Annotated in this window: 17 protein-coding genes and 1 pseudogene; 9 read left to right on the forward strand and 9 right to left on the reverse strand. The window is 64.6% G+C overall.

Translation table 11 applies throughout. The features are described from left to right. The first annotated feature begins 71 nt into the window (after positions 1–71). The 4 genes from RJ05_RS27810 to RJ05_RS27825 all read left to right on the forward strand — a co-directional run bounded on the left by RJ05_RS27810 (position 72) and on the right by RJ05_RS27825 (position 4207). Positions 72–1025 (forward strand): TauD/TfdA dioxygenase family protein, encoded by a 954-nt coding sequence (locus tag RJ05_RS27810; protein ID WP_051017000.1) that lies wholly within the window; start codon positions 72–74, stop codon positions 1023–1025. Next, positions 1026–1673, forward strand: coding sequence for a DUF3159 domain-containing protein (locus tag RJ05_RS27815; protein ID WP_036542757.1), 648 nt, complete (start codon positions 1026–1028; stop codon positions 1671–1673). It begins immediately after the preceding gene. A gap of 35 nt (positions 1674–1708) precedes the next feature. Next, positions 1709–3433, forward strand: a complete 1725-nt coding sequence (locus RJ05_RS27820) for a hypothetical protein (RefSeq protein ID WP_138445560.1) — start codon at positions 1709–1711, stop codon at positions 3431–3433. Positions 3434–3628: 195 nt separating this feature from the next. Continuing rightward, complete coding sequence (locus RJ05_RS27825) at positions 3629–4207, forward strand: TetR/AcrR family transcriptional regulator (protein WP_081597591.1); 579 nt, start codon at positions 3629–3631, stop codon at positions 4205–4207. Positions 4208–4211: 4 nt separating this feature from the next. On the opposite strand, the gene RJ05_RS27830 is transcribed toward RJ05_RS27825, so the two are convergent. From RJ05_RS27830 to RJ05_RS27855, 6 genes are all read right to left on the reverse strand, one after another. After that, entirely contained in the window at positions 4212–4526 is a 315-nt protein-coding gene (locus RJ05_RS27830) for a DUF202 domain-containing protein (protein ID WP_081597592.1), read from the reverse strand. Then, on the reverse strand, positions 4523–4900 hold the full coding sequence (locus RJ05_RS27835; protein ID WP_306306404.1) for a YidH family protein: 378 nt from the start codon (positions 4898–4900) through the stop codon (positions 4523–4525). Before RJ05_RS27835 ends, RJ05_RS27830 begins: the two co-directional genes overlap by 4 nt. 120 nt (positions 4901–5020) lie before the next feature. After that, positions 5021–5782, reverse strand: coding sequence for a DUF8020 domain-containing protein (locus RJ05_RS29645; protein ID WP_138445561.1), 762 nt, complete (start codon positions 5780–5782; stop codon positions 5021–5023). After that, a complete protein-coding gene (locus RJ05_RS27845) occupies positions 5779–6582 on the reverse strand; it encodes a DUF8020 domain-containing protein (RefSeq protein WP_138445562.1) in 804 nt (267 codons plus the stop codon). Before RJ05_RS27845 ends, RJ05_RS29645 begins: the two co-directional genes overlap by 4 nt. A gap of 283 nt (positions 6583–6865) precedes the next feature. Continuing rightward, positions 6866–7864 carry a formylglycine-generating enzyme family protein gene (locus tag RJ05_RS27850; RefSeq protein WP_051017025.1) on the reverse strand — a complete coding sequence of 333 codons (999 nt, stop codon included), beginning with the start codon at positions 7862–7864 and terminating at the stop codon, positions 6866–6868. Between the two features lie 145 nt (positions 7865–8009). Continuing rightward, the gene (locus RJ05_RS27855) at positions 8010–9449 is read right to left on the reverse strand and encodes a sulfatase family protein (RefSeq protein ID WP_036542771.1); all 1440 of its coding nucleotides are present in this window, start codon (positions 9447–9449) and stop codon (positions 8010–8012) included. Positions 9450–9742: 293 nt separating this feature from the next. On the opposite strand from RJ05_RS27855, the gene RJ05_RS27860 reads away from it, so the two are divergent. Further along, positions 9743–10348, forward strand: a complete 606-nt coding sequence (locus tag RJ05_RS27860; RefSeq protein ID WP_036542774.1) for a DUF3159 domain-containing protein — start codon at positions 9743–9745, stop codon at positions 10346–10348. Between the two features lie 147 nt (positions 10349–10495). After that, positions 10496–11080, forward strand: a complete 585-nt coding sequence (locus RJ05_RS27865) for a TetR/AcrR family transcriptional regulator (protein WP_051017008.1) — start codon at positions 10496–10498, stop codon at positions 11078–11080. A 211-nt stretch (positions 11081–11291) separates the two neighbouring features. On the opposite strand, the gene RJ05_RS27870 is transcribed toward RJ05_RS27865, so the two are convergent. Continuing rightward, positions 11292–11915, reverse strand: a complete 624-nt coding sequence (locus tag RJ05_RS27870) for a PadR family transcriptional regulator (protein WP_036542811.1) — start codon at positions 11913–11915, stop codon at positions 11292–11294. Between the two features lie 754 nt (positions 11916–12669). Here RJ05_RS27870 and RJ05_RS27875 point away from each other — a divergent pair. The 3 genes from RJ05_RS27875 to RJ05_RS27885 all read left to right on the forward strand — a co-directional run bounded on the left by RJ05_RS27875 (position 12670) and on the right by RJ05_RS27885 (position 16983). Beyond that, the gene (locus RJ05_RS27875; protein WP_104360779.1) at positions 12670–14034 is read left to right on the forward strand and encodes a hypothetical protein; all 1365 of its coding nucleotides are present in this window, start codon (positions 12670–12672) and stop codon (positions 14032–14034) included. Positions 14035–14271: 237 nt separating this feature from the next. Next, a complete protein-coding gene (locus RJ05_RS27880) occupies positions 14272–14988 on the forward strand; it encodes a histidine phosphatase family protein (RefSeq protein ID WP_051017015.1) in 717 nt (238 codons plus the stop codon). 1335 nt (positions 14989–16323) lie between these two features. Beyond that, on the forward strand, positions 16324–16983 hold the full coding sequence (locus RJ05_RS27885) for a hypothetical protein (protein ID WP_138445563.1): 660 nt from the start codon (positions 16324–16326) through the stop codon (positions 16981–16983). A 296-nt stretch (positions 16984–17279) separates the two neighbouring features. On the opposite strand, the gene RJ05_RS27890 is transcribed toward RJ05_RS27885, so the two are convergent. Then, complete coding sequence (locus RJ05_RS27890; protein ID WP_036542785.1) at positions 17280–18761, reverse strand: flavin-containing monooxygenase; 1482 nt, start codon at positions 18759–18761, stop codon at positions 17280–17282. After that, positions 18758–19073: pseudogene (locus RJ05_RS29650) on the reverse strand (hypothetical protein); the annotation flags it as partial. The pseudogene RJ05_RS29650 and the gene RJ05_RS27890, both read right to left, overlap by 4 nt.

Genomic DNA, 19073 nt, shown 5'->3' on the forward strand with positions numbered 1-19073 from the left:
CACACGACTACAGTAGTGGATGTTGCTGTAGTCAAACGACTACAGAATGTGTCGACAGAAAGAAGACCACGATGCCAACCACAGGCGTGAAGGACCCCGCTGCCGACTTCGCTGCCCGCCCTGTGCGGCTGCCGGGCTACCCGGTGTTGTCGGGCCCGTTCACCTACCTAGCGGCCGAGCGAGACCGGCTCGCAGCACGAGACTGGGAGTACTTCGATGCGCGCCAGGTGGGCGCGACACTCGGGGCAGAGATTTCCGGAATTGATCTGACCGCAGAATTGCCGAACGCCGCGATCGTCGAACTTCGCCAAGCCCTTCACGAGTACAAGGTGCTGTTCTTCCGCGATCAACCGATTACGCCACAGCAGCATGTCAACTTCGCCCGCCGGTTCGGCACATTGGAAGTCCACCCATTCATCCCTTCCAACACCAGCCACCCCGAACTGGTGCGGTTCGAGAAGAGCGCCCAGGTCAGCGGATTCGAAAATGCCTGGCATCACGATGTCACCTGGCGCGAACAACCGTCGATGGGCGCCATCCTGCACGCCATCTCGGTACCCGCCCTCGGGGGTGACACCCTGTTCTCCGACATGAACGCCGCCTACGAGGCCTTAGACGACGCCACCCGCGCCCAGGTCGAAAACCTCGACGCCGTACACGACTTCACCCGTGCGTTCGGCCACCTTCTCGACGACGAGCGACGCGCGAAAATGACTGCCGAACACCCCCCGGTCCGGCATCCGGTGGTGTGCACACATCCGGTGACCGGTCGCAAACATCTGTTCGTCAACAGGATCTTCACCGACCGCATCGATGGTATGGACCTCGATGAGGGCCGCGCGTTGATCGACCGGCTGTGCCGCACGGCCGATGCGCCGGAGCATCAGGTCCGGCTACGTTGGGAGCCGGACACCGTGGCTTTCTGGGACAACCGGGCGGTCCAGCACTACGCAGCCAGTGATTACTGGCCCCAGATCAGGGTGATGGAGCGTGCATCCATCATCGGCCCACGACCCGTTCGCTGAATGACCATCGACGGCGAGCAGGCGGCGCGAACCGACACCGCATCCACGACAGGTGCAGTCGCCTCAAAGCTCCTGGGCCCCAACAGTAGGAGGCAGTTCATCGATGCTGCCGCCCCGGTTGTGGCATTCCTTGCCGGCAATCACCTACTCGGCCCATTGGCCGCGGTCGTACTCGCCGTCGCCGTCGCCGTCACACTCTCGGCGTGGCGGCTGTGGCGCGGCGATTCGGTCAAGATCGTCGGGGCAGCTCTCGCTGCGGTCACACTGCATTCCGTACTGGTGGTTGCGACCGGCGAGGGCCGAAGCTACTTCCTACCCGAACTGTTCGGTTCCTTGGCCCTCGCCATTGTGTTCGGCGTGACGGTGCCCTCGCGCCGGCCGTTGACCCTGCGCGTGTGCCAACGCTTCCGCATCCATTCGCTGGCCTCGGTAGCCGTTCACAAGCACCGGCTCCTCACCATTCTGTGGACGGTGCAATGGCTGGTGCATGTCGTCGTGATCGCGCCCTTGTATGCCGCCGACCAGGTCACCGCGCTCGGTATCGCGACCATCATCCTGGGCAAGCCGTCGGTAATTCTCGCTATCGCGGCCTCATGGTGGTGGCTTCGTAAACACGCCGCATCTGCTTCCCACCTGATCCAAGACTGATCTCGTCCACCACCCCGGAGACTATCGGATAATCGATGAACGAACCCCTGGAGAACCACACCAGACCATGCGCGAGCGGACGCCATTCACGGTCTGATCGCTATCGGCCACTTGTCGCGGTGGTCGCCATACTCACAGCCGCCGCGGTGCTGGCGGTCGGATGCACCGCCGACCCGGCGCCGCCGCACGAGGCAGCCGCCCCGAGCTCGCCACCGGCCAACCCTTGGCTGGCCGAATCCGAGTACCCCATAACCCATTTCAATTCTGCCGCCACTGACGCCTCAACGGTGACCGGCCCTGAAGTCTCCAAAGAGTTATCACATTCGGATGTGCAGTACGTCGCCACCACATATTCGAGCAATCCGACCGTGAAATACATCGGTGACGACCGAATCGTGCTGGCGCCGAGCATGTACGGAATTCACAAGATACGTGCCACCGGCGACCGGTTCGAGGAGATCGACTTCCTCCCCTACCCCGGTATGCAGCCGCCGGACCCGGCGCTCGTCGACAGTCTGATCGACGCGACCGACGCCGCCATCGCAGCCAATGACGACGCTGCTCTGGTCGGCCTTGCCGGACAGGCCGAGGCGGCGGGAATCAGCTACGCCAAGATTCCGAACGGCGCCTATAGCATGATCGACAAGGATGGGTACCACTACTCTGTCATCGAAGGCGGTCGCGTCCTGCGCACCACCGACGACAACCTCGTGGACGGCCCGTTGCGGTACGACAAGGTCGTCGATCTGCGCACCGCTCCCCTCCCGGAAGGAACGCCGCCCGATGTCGCTGCCGCAGTACGGCAGCCCGGCGCTCAACTCGTCGGGATGGGCATGACATTCGATGGTCACGTCGTCGTCGGATCGAGTTCTGCACTCGTCGCCATGAACCGTGATCTCGACATCGTGTCGGTGCTGCCCTTCTCGAATGAGCGCCTCGAAAACAGCTTCGCGATCGACGAGACAGGCATCTACGCCGTGACATCCCGCCGGATGCTCGAGGTCGCTTGGACAGGCGAGAAGCTATCGATCGCCGAGGAAGACGGCGGTTGGGAAGCCGACTACACCCGGTCCGATCCCGCGATCGCCCAGGCCGCAGGATCATTGACCCGTTCTGGCGGCTCCGGTACCACGCCGACGCTCATGGGATTCGGCGACGATGAGGACAAACTGGTCCTCATCTCTGATGCGAGTGCTGATGGACCGAGCCTGGTCGCCTTCTGGCGTGACGAGATTCCGGCCGACGCGGACGACAGCGGGACCGACGCACCGCCGAGCCGCATCGCCGGCGAAGTAAAGGTGGACGGCACCGACGTCACTCTCGAGCTGTCCCCCACCGTATTCGGCCAGGATGTCCTGGCTACGACTACGGCGTATCCAGAACCCGCTCCGAGCGTATGGGCCAACATCTTCGCGCCCGGTGCCACGCGCGCCGCACCTCGAGGGATGCAGAAGTTCCATTGGAACAGCGCGGACAACACCTTCGAAAAGGTGTGGGAGAACACCGAAGTCGACAACAGCGACATCACGGTTCCGTCGGTTTCCGCGGATGGGAAGATGTTGTATGCCGCCAGTAAGCGCGACGGCAAGTACGAGTACGTCGGAATTGATTGGAATACCGGAGAAATTGTCGCGCGGTGGCCGATGCCGGATGCCAGCCGGAAGTGGAACCTGTTCGGAGGCATGATCACGCCGATCGGAGGCGGCGACTTCCTCGCCGGCGGCTTGTTCTCGATCAAGCGCGTCTCGGCGGGATCGTGACCATCGGGCAGAGGTGACTGCCGCCGATCAGGTCGCTGATCCAGAGACGATCGACTAGTTCCGCACCAGATAGGTCCCGGCCCTGGCACCCAGGGCCGGGACCTATCGCAGTTCGAGGAGGGCCGCATCCTGCGACTCCGAGATCAGCGCGATCCCGGAAACCGAAAAGGCAACCATATCCGCTACTGTAGTCGCATGACTACGAATCCGGAGGGTAAAGGTTCTGATAGCCCGGGACCGCTCGGTCGCGCGGAGGTCGTGTCCGCTGTGCTCGAGCATGCGGCCGACCTGTTCGCCGCACGAGGCCCGTCGGCGACCTCGATCCGCACCATCGCCGAACGAGCCGGGGTCAACCATGGGCTCGTCTTCCGGCACTTCGGCGCCAAGGACAACCTGGTCGCCGCGGTCCTCGATCACCTATCGGTGCAGAACGCGGAACTCACCGACTTTCAGCTGCTGTCGCTGGACGATCCGCGAATGCGGCGGCACTGGCTGGTGCTGGCGCGCTGCATACTCGACGGGTATCCGGTGGGACAGATGCAGAATCGGTTCCCGGTCGTCGACCGCATGATCAGGGCAGCGCGGTCACACCACTCCAGCGAAGACGGCGCAACGATGGCCGTGGCACACGTCATCGCGTTTCAGCTCGGCTGGCAACTGTTCGCACCGTTCCTGCGCTCCGCGACGGGGCTCGACGACATCCCGGCCGATCGTCTCCGGCAGGCCATCGACACCGAAGCCGTACGAATCATGCGTGGCGACGCATCAGCGTGATCGGTCAGCGGCCTGCCGTCACGATGACGACGACCAGCGACGAGACGGCGACCAGTGTGCAGGCCGCGGCGACCACAGCAAGGACAACCGGGGCGGATCGCGCATAGTGTGCGCGCAATGCGTGCGTACGCCATGCTCCGGCCGAGGCAACCAGCATCAGCGCGCACCCCATCGCACCCACGATCACGGCCACCCACGTCGTCGGCTGCCGTGTCGCGGCATGCAGGAGTAGCAGCGAGGTGGCCATGGCGGCCACAGTGGTACGTTGCCAGGCCAACGCTGTGCGTTCGGGTTGCAGACCTGGATCACGCCGGCTCATGCGGCCACCATCGCTACAGCGGCGACCACACAGATCGCGGTGATGATTCCCGCCAGAATCACCAGGGAGATCGAATGCGGGAGTGGGTTGTTGCGCCGCATCGCGGCGTCGATGCGACGCCATCGCGGATACGCCGCCGCGGCGACCAGTCCCGCTGACGTCGCGCATGCGGTCGCCATTACCGCGCGCACCGTGGGCGTAGCGAAATCGTGCACCAGTTCATGCACCGCGACTCCGCCTGCCAGCAGTGCCAGCGCAGTGCGGATCCACGCCAGGAAGGTCCGTTCGGCGGCCAAGGTGAATCGATAGTCGACATCCGGACCGGACGCCATGCCCGAAGCGGGTTCGACGATATGGGAATTCAGTGCTGACACAGGCTCATCCATGGTGTGCGGAGTTCGACTCGGGTTCGTGTGGTGCCGCGCGCAGAGGCTCGCGGAGAAACATCTGTGTGCGAGGTGGCCCGGCGCCTGCGGGCCACCTCGCGGGTATGGTCAGCCCTTTCCGCTCCCGCTGCTGCTACCGCCGCCGCCGGAACCGGTGGAGAGCTTCGGGATACGAAGTCGGCTGTCGGGCACCCCGGCACCATTGGTGCCCTGGCCTTCCTTCGAGTACTTGCTGTCGCCCGGTGCCGCCATCACCGTGTTCAGGTAGTTCCAGGCGGCGTAGGCCGCCGCCGCGCCGCCACCGAGAACCGTCCCGGCGAGGGCTCCCCCGCCGGCGAATACGCCGACGATGGGCAGCCCCGCCAGCAGGCAGCCGACGGCGATGACCGCACACGATGCGACCGCGACGACGGCGCCGATGACCGCGCCGCCGATTGCCCCTGCGAGCGGACCCAGCATCAACGCCGTACCGAGCGTGCTGAGGCTGTCGTTCGCCGCCAGTTGCTCTTCCAGTGGCGACGCGACGTGCTCGGCGTTGGCGAGGTCCGGGACCAATTCCAGGGTCCGGCCGTTGCCGGAGATCGTCTGCTGAACTCGATAGCGCTGGTTGTCCAATTGGAACGCCAAGGGGATCTGTCCCACCGGTTGGCCACTGTCATCGGAGACGGTGATCGAGTTGCCATCCGCGGCCACGGCGAACGAACCTGCATCGATGGTCGTCCTGACGTGGTGGCCCGAGGTGTCGATCCGGAATTCCGATTCCGCAGCGGTGCCGACCGGATCGGCCGAGGCGGGCGTACCCGCGACCGCGCACGCAGTCGTCAGCGCTACCGCGGTCAGCGCCGCGAAGGCATTTCTGCGCATATTCATCGCACTGCCTCCGCCTCGGGCGCCCGATCCTGAAAGGCCGGCAACTGATCGGCGTACTTGCTGGCGCCGGGTGCCGCTTGCAACGTGGTGTAGTAATTCCACAGTCCGGCAACGAGTCCCGGCGCACCGCCGAGCATCAGCCCGGCCAAGCCACCGACGCCACCGAGCAGAGTCACGATCGGCACGACGGCCAGCACGCAACCGACCGACAGCACCACGCACGACGCACCCGAAACCGCAAGCCCGGCGCCGACACCGATGACCGCGCCGACAATCGTGCCGATGAGGCTGCCCGCGGACAGGCCGAAACTGACCGAGTTGATCAGATCATTCATCGCGAGCTGGTTCTCCAGCGGCGAGGCGACCGGTCGTGCTGCCGTGACCGAACCGTCCGCGGCGACCAGCTGCGGTGTCAGGCGGACTTGGCGACGGTCGTCGGAGATGGCCACGGCGATCGGGTGGCGCCGGCCGTCGAGGACATAGCTCAACGGAACCGAATCCCGCACTGCGCCCGCGGCATCGTGCAATGTCACCGTCTTCGTATCCTCATCAACAGCAAATCCTCCTTCGGCCACGGTCGCGACGACGGAGTTGTCCTCCTGCACCGCCCGGTAGCTCAGTTCGGTCGCCGCAGCCGCGGCCGGACCGGCCACTGCAACCGGAGATTCGGTCGCCGCCGGTTCGGCCGACGCCATTGTTCCCGCCCCACACTCAGCGCCGCGGCCAATATTGCGGCAGATGTTGCTCGTCGAATTGTCATTCTTCCTCATCGTTTCACGATCAGGCCGCCGGTCATTCAACCGAGAAGGGCATGGGTGCCCGGCAGACCATAACGGAGCCAAGTGATTTCAACCTCAGCTGGCGCGCGCTACTGCGTAGGCTACGACACCACCAGAACATTCGGATCGATTTTTCGAAATCTCATCCCGACAAAATTCTGGACCAATTTTCCCGGTGAAACGACCAGTAGACGCATCACCTTCGGTGATACGCGAGAAATAGCGCAATAAAGTTATGGGCAGCTGAACGACAATTCTGCGGAGCAACATCGCCGACCGCAGTCGGACGTATGAAACTTCCGATTCAGCCCGAAAGCAGTGGTGCGACCTCGCCGGCCACCGACAACACCTCCGTCGAACGAGCGCAGCGAAATCCGGTATGACCGGCGGCTCCATCCGGGGTGTTCGACGAACGGGCCGCGACCCGGTAGCGGAAGCAGTACGAGTCGTGACACATATGCGAACCTCCACGGATCACTTTGGCGTCACCCGTCTTCGGCCCGGCAGGGTTGATAATCGGCGGGCTTCCATGCTCGGTCGTCCACCAGTCCGCACACCATTCCCACACGTTGCCGCAGGTGTTGTACAGACCGAATCCGTTGGGCTCGAATGCATCGACCGGAGCTGTGCCCCGATACCCATCGGCAGCGGTGTTCTTCGCAGGGAAACTACCGCGCCAGATATTGCACCTGTAGCGCCCTCCTTGATCGACTTCGTCACCCCACGGATATCGCTTCCTGGACAATCCGCCCCGAGCTGCGTACTCCCATTCCGCCTCGGTAGGCAGACGATTGCCGGACCATGCGCAAAACGCCATGGCGTCGTTCCAGGAGACATGCACAACGGGATGGTCGCCGCGACCGTCGATATCGCTTCCAGGACCTTCCGGATGACTCCAGGTAGCACCGCGCACCCCGCACCACCATGGCGTGCGCTCCGGCCGCGGCGACTCCCGGCGCACCGCCGCCGGTAGGAATCCCGCGAACACATACGACCAGCCGATCGTCTCCGCCTCGGTCACGTACCCGGTGTCGGCGACGAATGCGGCGAATCGGTCGTTGGAGACCGCGTGCGCATCCATCAGGAAGGGGTCGATCCGGACGGTGCGCACCGGCCCTTCGCCATCGCGCGGATATCCCGCCCCATCGTCGGTGCCCATGCGGAATTCCCCTCCAGGCAAGGCGATCATGGTGTCGATCGAATCCCGGCCACGAGTGGCCGGCGCCGCCACCGGGCGCACTGCGGTGGTTGTTTCCTGGCGCGGCGGCGGACAGCACGTGCGGCGGCCGGTGTCGATATCCATCGCCTCTCCTACCTGTGCGACTTGCGGCGGGCAGGTACCGGACCGGTCGCGACGGTCCTCCATCCGGCCGCCGACCGCCATACCACTTGTCGAATGCATACTATGTCACTAGTGCCATAGACCGTCAATGGCTTCCGACCGCCGATCATCCAGCCTGCGGAGCGGGCGTGGCCGCGACCGTGCCAATGGTGGCAGCGACTTCCGGGCCGCCGAACGAGGCGACCAATGCCGCCTGGTCGGCTTTGGCGCGTCGGTCCACTTCGACCGGATCGACGATGCGATCCAACTCGGACTCCAGATCGGCCAGCACTGTCGCATAGGCCGGGTCGGCGGCCAGGTCGTGCGCCTGCTCGGGATCACAGCTCATGTCGAACAGCTCAGGATCGAATCCCACATAGTGATGCAGAACGTAGTGACCCTTGCGGAGCAGGAACGCCGCGGTAGGGGCGCCCATGGCGTGATATTCGCTGAAGACGACACGATCGGGTTCGTCTGCGCCCCGGGCTGTTTCGAGCAGTGACCGACCCGGCCGATCGTCGGCCGGAATCGGCACACCTGCGCCGTCGAGAATGGTCGGATAGCAGTCGACCAACGATACCGGCGTCCGGCTGACCTTGCCGACCGGAATGTCGGGGCCGGACACGATCATCGGGATGCCCGCCGATTCCTTGTACATCAATGACTTCCCCCACAATCCACGACTTCCGACGAGGTCACCGTGATCGGAGGTGTAGACGACGATGGTGTCATCGGCCAGGCCGTTGCCGTGCAGGGCGTCGAGGATGCGGCCGATGTTGTCGTCCAGGTAGCTGACCAGGCCGTAGTACGCGGCGGTCGCCCGGCGGCATTCCTCCTCGGTGTTGGCGTCGTCGAGTCCGGGCAATGTCGCCGCATAGGTCTCGACCCACGGATGCCGCGGGTGTCCCTGATCGGGCCGCATACCGGCGGCCGGCAGCAGGTCCTGGTCATAGAGGTCGAAGAACTTCGGCGGCGCCAAATACGGAAAATGAGGGGCGACCAGCCCGACGTAGAGCACCCAGGGCTCGGTCCGCGCGGCAGGTTCGGCCAGCCACTGGCAGGCACGCTCGGTCACCGACGCGTCGTATCGCGTGTAATCACTGTCGGCACCGCCCGATATCGACACCATCATCGGCGCCTGCTCGCGACGCGGTAGCGGGTCACGCACCGAACCCCACACCTGCCCGATGCCGTCCTTGATATGCATCGGCAGCTGCTGGCGGTCGAAACCGGTGGGGTCGGACGCATTGCGGTAGTGCAGTTTGCCGATCGACTCCACTCGCCGGCCTGCCTGTTGCAGTGCGTGCCCCCAACTGTCCACGCGCCCGTCGTAGGCGATCGCGTTATCCCAGTAGTGAGTGTCGTGGGCATACCGTCCGGTCGCGAATGCCGCCCTGGACGGAACGCAGATCGGACTGTTGCAGTAGGCCTCGGTGAATCGCGTGCCGGCCGCGGCGAGGGCGTCGAAGTTCGGCGTCAGCACCGTCTCGTTGCCTGCGCACCCGAGAATATTGGGGTTGTGCTGATCCGACACCAGCATCAGAACGTTGCGGGGTTCTCCGCTCACCTGTCCACCTCCATGTGAATCACTCCGTACGAGCAACTTCTCAATGTGTACATATGGTCTATCTATAGATAGATAGATAGATAGTACAGACCAAGTCCTCGGACGCCGAGTGCGGGCCCGCGCGACGGAGCGGGCCGCCCGAGTCGGACGACGCGCCGAAGGTGCTGACCTCGTGTAACACCGCCACATTCCGCAAAACCAGCGATGCCACGCCTCCGCGGGGGTTACCGAACTTGCAGTTTCATAGGAAAGACTTCATGTACATAGTTGGATATTTAGTCCACCATGGTGGGGTGACCGCATCATCGAAACACCCCCTGATCCACAACGCTCGCCATATCGCAGACGGCGGCGCCCCGATTCTCGGCTTCCTCGTCGGTGACCATGTCGCAGGTGTCCGGGGCGGGGTCCTCGTCGCACTCGCCATCGCCGCGGCACTGACGGCCGTTCGACTGCTGCGCCGGGATTCACCACGGACGGTTTTCGCCGCGGTGGCGGTCGTGCTGGTGTTCTCGATCTCGGCCGCCCTCACCGGCGAGGGCCGTGGATTCTTCCTACCGAGCCTGGTGTTCAATTCCGTTATCGCGGTGGGCTTCGGCGCGAGCGTGCTGATCGGCACACCGTTGAGCCTCCAGGTCGCCAGATACTTCGGATACGAGCCCTCCGACACCGCCGATGCCGACCGTCGCCGGGCACTGCATCGACGCATCAGCCTCGCCTGGGCCGGCTACGGCGCGCTGCACGTGGCGATCATGTTTCCGTTGTATCTGGCCGACAACACGGTGGCGCTGGGGACGATCGCGGTCTTCGTGAACAAGCCGGGCATGGCCGCGATGCTGGCGCTGACGGCGGTATGGATTCGCCGGGCGAGGCCGGCCGAGCCCGCCACGCCGCGCTGACACGCGCCGACTCCATCCCCTCGTCTATGGTTGTACTCTCTGTATATCCACAGCGAACAGACCTGAGGTGTCCACATGCGAACTCGCCAGCCTTCCCCCCCGTCCACACGACGCGGTCGGCGGGTGCGGGAGACCAGGCGCCGGTTCATGCGCGCACTGGCTGAACTGTCGTTGGAGTCCGGATACGCCGCTGCGACAATTGATCAGATCGCCGAGCGCGCCGACCTCGGCCGCGCGACGTTCTACACCCATTTCCGGGACAAGGACGATCTGCTCGCCCAGATGGTGGCCGAGCTGCGGGAGGATCTGGACGCGCGGATAGCGGATGCGGCCAAGCCCGATGACGTGGGGTTTTCCGGGGCCGCGTTGACCGCGCTGTTCGAACACGCTGCCGCCGAGCCGCAGATGTATCGCCTCGTGCTGCGTGGTACCGGCGACGGCCTGCCGCTGCGGGAACTGATGGAGATGACCGCACGGACAACCGAGCAGCTGTGGTCGGACCGGGCGAAGGAGTTCGGCTCGACACCCAGGGTTCCACTGACAGTCGCGGCGTGGGCCTGGACCGGCCAAACACTCACGCTGCTTCGCTGGTGGCTCGAGGCCGAGACGCCGTACGACCCGAAGCACATGGCGACCATGGCCCGTGATATCGCGCTGCGGGGGCACCTGTGGGCGCAGGGATTCTCCCCCTATGACGAGGCCGAGGTGCTCGGCCGAGCGGGACACAGCTGAGCACCTCGGATCCGGTACCTGGTCAGAGTGCCGCGAGTTCGGGCGCCAGCTCACGTAGCACCGAGACCGGCGCGACCCCGGCACCGATGGCCGCGAACCGTGCAACGACACCATGCAGATCACCTTGCGGTACGGACCGAGTACCTCCGGCGATATCGGAGGCTGCGTACTCATGGCCCGCGGACGGATTCGGTTGAGAATCGCAGTCTGATCATGAACTCCGGCTGCTGGCGGCGGCGCGCCCGGACTCAACGGCCTCCGCGCGCAGGCGACCGCTGACGATGTCTGCCCGGAGTTCTTCGAGCCGTTCGACGTACTTGATGATTCCGGCACTCCCCCATTGGAATAGCCGCTGGTCGATCGCACCCCCGAGCTCGGCGTCGAAGGGAAATGGTGTCGAAGATGGGAGCTCGGGCGCGAGCGTCCGATCACGCCCGCGGTCCCGCGCGACCTGCGCACGGCGCGCGGCGACTTCGGTATCGATGAGCCGCACGACCTGTTCCTCGGTCATGAATCCGGCGAAGCTCAGCCGCGCCACGAACTCCCGCTCGGTAAACCATTCCGGCGGGTTGTAGGGACTGGAGAGCCAATCCTGGAGAACCGTCATACCTTCGGGTGTCACATAGTAGGTCTTGGCGTCCTGCGGCCCCGGCCGTGGATCCACCTCGAACCGGACCCAACCCTCCTCCGTCATCTTGTTCAGAGCGCGGTACACCTGGCTCATCTGCGTGTTCGCTCGCAGGGACCGCCCGCGCGTATCGAAGTACTTCTTCAGCTCATACCCGGTGGACGGTCGCCTACCGAGGACGCCGAGCAGCAGCAGCTCCAGTTTCACCCAATCGTCCTTTCGCGCACCCACCGCAGATTATTCCACTAGTTGGGTACCGAGTCGCCCGCCGATCCGATAGGCGTGTCAATGTCACCGCCGATTCGTCAACGACGAAATCCGGCCTCACGTGCTACTGGCAGCAGGGAGTTCGACGTCGATCGCGTTTCTTCCAGACTGACCCCTGTTGCAGCGGCCCCGACCGCGCGTCGCCTGCCCGATTGCCAGACTGTAGTCAAACGTCTACACTAACCGCAGCTTCGCAGTCACCGGGCCGCCTGCACGCGCCCGTATCCGTGCCTGACAGCCGTGGTCGCGGTCGGCGGATACAGCAGCGCGACGGTGTCGATCCTGAAGCCGACATCGTGCGGCGCCCTGGTTCGCCGTGCGGCGCATCTGATCGATCTCGTTGACCCTTTCCCACCCGCACTAGGAGTTCTCGTTGCAGAACGGATTCCCACCGATGGTCGTCGCGCTCGCGGTTGCTGTCGGGCTCGTACTTCCGACACAGGAAGCGGCGGCGGCTCCCCCCGAAGCGCCTCACCAGTGCCAGTCGGGTGTATCCGATGAACCGCCCTGCAATCCGTACCTGGCACCGGACGGCGGAACCCACCGGGACGGGTACCGCCAACAGTCCTACCCCTACCCGACCGCCCCGGACGGGCAGTATCGTGCCGAGCACGCGTTTCTTCCCGGGGTAGTACCGATCTGGGCGTATGAGTCGACGCCGTACCCCAATGGCGAGCGGGTCATCTGGGCGTCGATGTCGGGGACCAACCAGGTGGTCAAGCTCGACCAGAAGAGCCTGCGCACATACGCGACGACGCCACCGGTCGCCGCCTCGGCGAGTGTCGGAACCGCCTATTACGAACTGAATTCGAACAACCAGGTCATTCGGATCGCCGACCGGGCGGTCGAGGCATTCGGAGACGTCGACCCGGCGATACCTTCCTCGCCGATCCGCAGCGTCGCCCGATACTCGATTCCGGACGAATTCTTCTGCCGGGCAGAGCAACTGACCGGCGTCGCACATACCTACGACGGTCGCCTCGTGGTGGGAACAGAGTTCGGCGACATGATCGTGTTGCCCGCCGATCCGACGGAATGGCAGACAAGTGGCGTGCTCGCGCACTATTCCGTCAACGGACCGCGCTGCGACGACCCTGCCGTGCCCGAAGCCGATCTCGAACAGCTCACCAACAACTTCGCCGTCGACGAGGACGGTGGTATATATCCGGCCACGACCGCGGCGCAGTACCGATTGGATTGGGACGGTTCGGCCCTGGCCGCAACGTGGCGGACCGAGTATCAGACCTCCCCGACGCCGAGCGCAGTCTCGCTGGGACGTGGTACCGGATCGACACCGACCCTGATGGGAACCAGCGCCCAGGAGGATCGCTTCGTCGTCCTGACAGACGAGCAACCCGTCCGGAACCTAGTGCTCATGTGGCGAGACGAGATTCCCGCCGATTGGACACCCATCGCCCCGGGCCGGGACCCACGCATCGCCTGCGAAGTCGAGATCGACTTCGGTGACGGCCGAACCCGCACAACCACCGAGCAATCTGTCGCAGTCGCCGGACACTCCGCCGTCGTCGTCGACAACCAGCTACAGAACGACGAGCGGTACGCGGCGATGCCCCGATACAACCGCGTCGCCGCCAGCGGGCTCGCCGGCGGCGATCCCGCGCAAACGGCGCACGGGGTCGCGCGGGTCGACTGGGACCCGCAGACCCGATCGTGTCGCACCGTGTGGGAAAACCCGACAGCCAGCTTCCCCAACGGGGTTCCGATGATCTCCCGCGGTTCGGATGTGGTGCTCGGCAATTCGCTTCAGGTTCAGCCTGATGGACGTGCGGTATTCGGTGTCCACGCGCTCGATCTGGGCACCGGAGAGTCCCGGTGGTTCGTGCCGGGCGCTGCGCAGGAGTGCGCACCTGGTGTGGTGGCGGGGTTGCTGGCAACCGGCACATCGACCGTGTCCGGCGAGATGGCGAACAATGTCCCCACACTGACCGGGGGCAATGCCTGTGAGAACGGTTTCTATTCCGGCATGACAATGGGATCCGACGGCAGTATCTACACCGGAACTATCGCCGGGATCTCACGGTTCGCCCCCAAGGGATAGCGCGCCGGCCGGAAACATCAGGTCTCGCGAGCTAGCGGAATCGTCGCGGGCACTCGGCGCGCTGATCGCGGAGTCGCTCGCGACGACGGCGACCGAGTAGCGGCCGGGGCAGGAAAGCGGCCGAAGGTTCCCGTCCACCGGGAGACGTTGTTGGGAGCCTGTCGCATCGAACTTACTGTGACTCCGGCCACTGGGACGCCCCAGTAGGGCCGAACCGATATCCAGTAGGGAGTCCCTATGAACCTGATGAAGTCTCGCCTGTTCGCGATGATCGCCACGGTCATCGCGGCGGTGGCGGTGATGGCCGCCGGTGCAGGTAGCGCGGCCGCGGCACCGCAGACCGGGGAAATGTTCCTCACGTTCGTCCGGCACGGCGAATCGGCCGGCAACAATTCCGGGCTGATCGACACGTCGGTCCCGGGCCCCGAGCTGACCGAGAAGGGGCGGGCGCAGGCCGCTGCGGTCTCCCAGCTGCTGGCCGATTGCAAGTTCGACGGCGTCTACGCATCGACGATGGTGCGGACCCAGCAGACGGCGGAGCCGACCTCGCAGCTGTGCGGTCATTCCACCGTCGTCGAAGAGGGGCTGCACGAGATCGAGGCAGGCATCTACGAGGGCACCCCCGAAAAGGATGCGCGCGAGGGCTACTTGGCCGCACCGATCCAGTGGCTGCAGGGCAACCTGGACGCCAGGATCCCCGGCTCGATCAACGGCCACGAGTTCAAGAAGCGCATGGATAACTCCCTGCAGGACATCAAGGACCGCGGCAGCAAGCGCGCGGTGATCTTCTCCCACGGCGGCGCCATCATGTTCTGGACACTCATGTCCGTCTCGAACCCCGATATGAGCAAGCTGCAGACCGACCCGCTGCACAACACCGGCCGCGTGGTCGTGAAGGGCACCCCGGCGAAGGGCTGGAAGCTCGTGTCGTGGGACGGCCACCCCGCCGGCTGAACCCGCCATCTCGGCGTGCCGACCGCCCAGAACCGCCACTGACGCCGTCGGGGCACACAATCTGAACCTGCGACCGCTTGACTCCCAGTCAAGCGGTCGCAGGTCGTAACCCCTTCAGCCCAACGCAGGAGAATTGCCCTCCGGCCTGCACCGGAGGGCAATTCTGTAGTTCGACGATACGAAGTCTCGGGTACGCGGACGGCTGCCCAGCTCCTTCGGAGCGGACCTGTTCGAACGTCTAGCCTGGAGCCCTATCGCGGTGCCATCGAACCGCCCTTTAGGCATTCGGCCGCATAATCCATCGAACCGTCGTCAAAGATGCCGGTCCCGGGTTGATAAAGGTCCAGTCAGCGCAGCCCACCAATTTCTTGTCACCGCTACCCGAGGGCGGCCGTATGGGTCGACCGAATTCGGATAAGGGTTGGGTTGCTGATCGACGGGATTCACCGGCGTAGTCGCGACGGCGGACCGACCCGTTAGTGGCGCCGGCGCGAGCCCGAATCCACGCCTCCGAGGGCGAAACCGCAGAAGCGCAGCACCGCCTATGCCTGGCCGACCGGGCAGCGGAAGCGGCCGACGACCACGAACCACCCGAGGCCGGCTACTGGTACACCCCCGGATTCGTCGGCCTCCAACGGGCCATAGTCCTACGGGTGCTCGGACAGGAAGATAGAGCGAGAGACGAAGTACGGGCCGCAGTGGACGCGTTACCAGAGGCGCACCGGCGCGCCGCGTGGGCGACGAAGTGGAGACGAGCGGCGGACGGTGTGACCGACATACCGCGCTGATAGGAGAGGCGTGGAGACTCCCAGCAACACGACTCCGAATAGCCCGCACCAACGTTTGAACCGACGCTGATTCTCTCGCCGCAACACGACCTCTATACCCACGATCGTGGCCTAGTGTTGGCCATGCTCGACCGCCATGGACAGATACGAGTCTGGTAGACAGACTATTTCAACCACTCGTACCATGGCCGAGCAGATCGCCGGTGTACAGGACGCATAGCAGGGGCAGCCCAGCATGATCGATATTTCGGTTTCACCGTCGTTTGAAGTACCCTACGATGCCTACGCGTTTCCCCGTTCGGTTACTCCTCGGGGCCAACTCAGCTTTGGGACCGACGAGCTGGCGCACGCACTCTTCGCCACGGGACGGGCACCCGGTGAGCAGCACAGATACGGCAGAGCATCGACCTGGGAATGGCTGCATCGAACGTCTCTTATCCCGGCGTATATTCGCCGTCGACCTGGTGGGGCTCTTACCCGTTCGCGACTGGCGACCGAACTCGATCGGTCCGAGCTCGTCGGCCTCTCCTACGCCCTAGGAACCGCGATGACAGCGATATTCTGCCGCCAAGTCTTGAACGTAAGCCACCTGCTACATATCGACCGCTACGCGTCGACGTACGCAGTCGGATTCACCAAAGGCCGCAAGCGTGCGGACCTGATCGGCCGTGCTCCCTCAGGATGGGTTGTGGCCGAAGCGAAAGGGCGTTCACGCGCCATGGAACGCACGCTCCGCCGCAAGCTGGTCGAACAGAAGCGTTCTGTGCTGTCGATCGAGTCCACCCCGCCCTCGCTCGCGTTGGGATGCGTCGCCTCATTCCCCGATGGGCGGGACATGATCGTTCAGGCTTTCGACCCAGAGGAGCCCGACGTGGATGCGATATCTCTCGACGAGTTGACGCGAGACCAGTACCTGTACGCGTATTACCTTCCCCTTATCAACACCATCGAGTCCGGCGATCGCATCGACCGCGGGTCAGCAGCGACACCATTCGAGCAAGCCGACTTCGGCAGGTTTCGCGTACAGGTCGGACTCATGAGAGAGATCGCCGATCTAGTCAGGGAGTCCACCTCGCCATGGCGCCTCACCGGTTTCAGCGACCAAGTCGACGCGCATCTCGCATCAGCTCGGGAACGCGGAATCACCATGTTTTCTGACGGATCTCGTATTCGAACAGACTGGACAGAAGTCATGCAGGCAGACTGAGCTGAGCAAAGTCACAGCGTCGCAGTCGATTCGCGAGCTAATCGTCAGAGCCCCCCACGATTAGCGATCACCGTCCGACATCACAATTCTCGCTCGCTGTTCCACGATTGGCGAACTCGTAGTCGGGAACCTGAGGATGACGGCACCGCCCTTCGGCGCGCTCCCTTATGGTTGACACGGATTCAATCCTTGCCAAGTCACGGCCTACTGTTGTCGAGGCCGCGGCTGCGCGGTGAAAAATCCACTTTACGGGGCCGCGCCGGGAAGAAGCCGGACCTGCCCGACCGCCCTCTCGCTCAGCTGAAGACGTAGTCCTTCAACGGAAAATGCCCACTGCGCCACGCAGCTTCAACGGTCGACGCAGGCCGCAATGGCACGTCCCCGTGCTTGTCGAAGTAGTAACTGTTGGCGGTGGCGCAACTGTCCTGCCAGAACACTTGGCCGCCACGGCGGGCGAGCATTTCGCGGAAGTAGCGGTCGTTGGCTTCCTCGGTGACTTCGATGCGGGCGGCGGCGGTGGCGCGGGCGTGGTGCAGGCAGCGCAGGATGTGGCGGGTCTGGTTCTCGATGAGGGTGAAGTAGGACGCGCCGTTGTAGCCGTAGGGGCCGATGATGGAGAAGAAGTTGGGGAAGCCGGGGACGCTCACACCTTCGTAGGCTTGCAGGCGGTTGTGGTCCCACCAGGTTTCGAGGTCGCGGCCGCCGATGCCGTGCAGATCGTAGGTGGGCATATTGCCCGATTCCATGACTTTGAAGCCGGTGGCGAGGATGAGGACGTCGGCGGTGTGTTCGGTGCCGGACTCGACGCGCACACCGGTGGAGGTGATCTCGCTGATCGGTGTGGTTTCCAGGGTGACGTTGGATCGGTTGAAGGTCGACAGGTAGTCGTTGGAGAAGCTGGGGCGTTTGCAGCCGAGCGCGTATTTCGGGGTCAGCGCTTCCCGCACGACGGGGTCTTTCACCTGGCGACGAAGGTGGGCCAGTCCCGCGCGTTCGCCGATCGCGGCGGTCGGCAGGGAACGGTGGTAGTGGGCGGCGAGCGGGAAGGTGAATTCGACGTAGGTCTGGCTCACCAGCCGGGTCAGGGTGCGGCCACCCGGGATTCTCATCGCCAAGCGCACGGGCAGCGGCAGCGGCATATCGGGGCGCGGCAGGCACCAGATCGGGGTGCGCTGGAACACCGTCAGATGCGCTACCCGCGGAGCGATCTCGGGTATCACCTGCACGGCCGAGGCGCCGGTGCCGATGATCGCGACGCGCTTGCCGCGCAGGTCCTGGCTGTGGTCCCAGCGGGAGGTGTGCATCGTGACGCCGGCGAAGCTGTCGATCCCGGCGATGTCGGGGAGCTTGGGCCGGGTGAGCACGCCGGTCGCGCTGATCACGAAACGCGCGGTCAGGTCGGCACCGTCGGCGATGTGCAGGATCCAGCGATCGCCGTCCTCGTCGAAGTCCGCGCCGGACACGGTGGTGCTGAAACGAATTCTGGGACGCAGCTGGTATTTGTCGACGCACGATTCGGCGTAGGCCTTGAGTTCGTGCCCCGGCGCGTAGACCCGCGACCAATCGGTGCGCTGTTCGAAGGAGAACTGGTAGCTGAACGACGGAATATCCACGGCGACACCGGGATAGGTGTTCCAATGCCAGGTCCCGCCGACGCCGTCGGCGTCGTCGACGAGCAGGAAGTCGTCGAACCCGGCGTTGCGCAACGCGATCGCCGCACCGATGCCGGAGAACCCGGCACCGACGATGATGATCTCGTGATCGACGGCGGTGGTCATGCGATCTCCTTCGACCGAGTGGGCAGGCCAGCGGGGACGAGTTCGGGCGGGTTGTGCGTGCGGCCCGGGCCGGCTACCCTGCGCACGATATGTCCGTCATCCTCGGCGTAGACGATGATGTCGACCCGGTGCTCGATCCCGTCGACGGTGCGCACACCCAGCGGGACCAGTCGCGCGATCGGCCAGGTCACCAGGGTGCAGTGCGGTTGCCCGAGGGTGCGGTAGTAGCTGTTGTGCACCACGACCCCGGCCGCCTCATCGGGGGTGAGCCGGTGCCGCAGCCACGAATCACGCACCTGCAGACGTAGATTG

It is taken from the genome of Nocardia cyriacigeorgica NBRC 100375 (genome assembly GCF_000308555.1).
Lineage (GTDB): Bacteria > Actinomycetota > Actinomycetes > Mycobacteriales > Mycobacteriaceae > Nocardia > Nocardia cyriacigeorgica.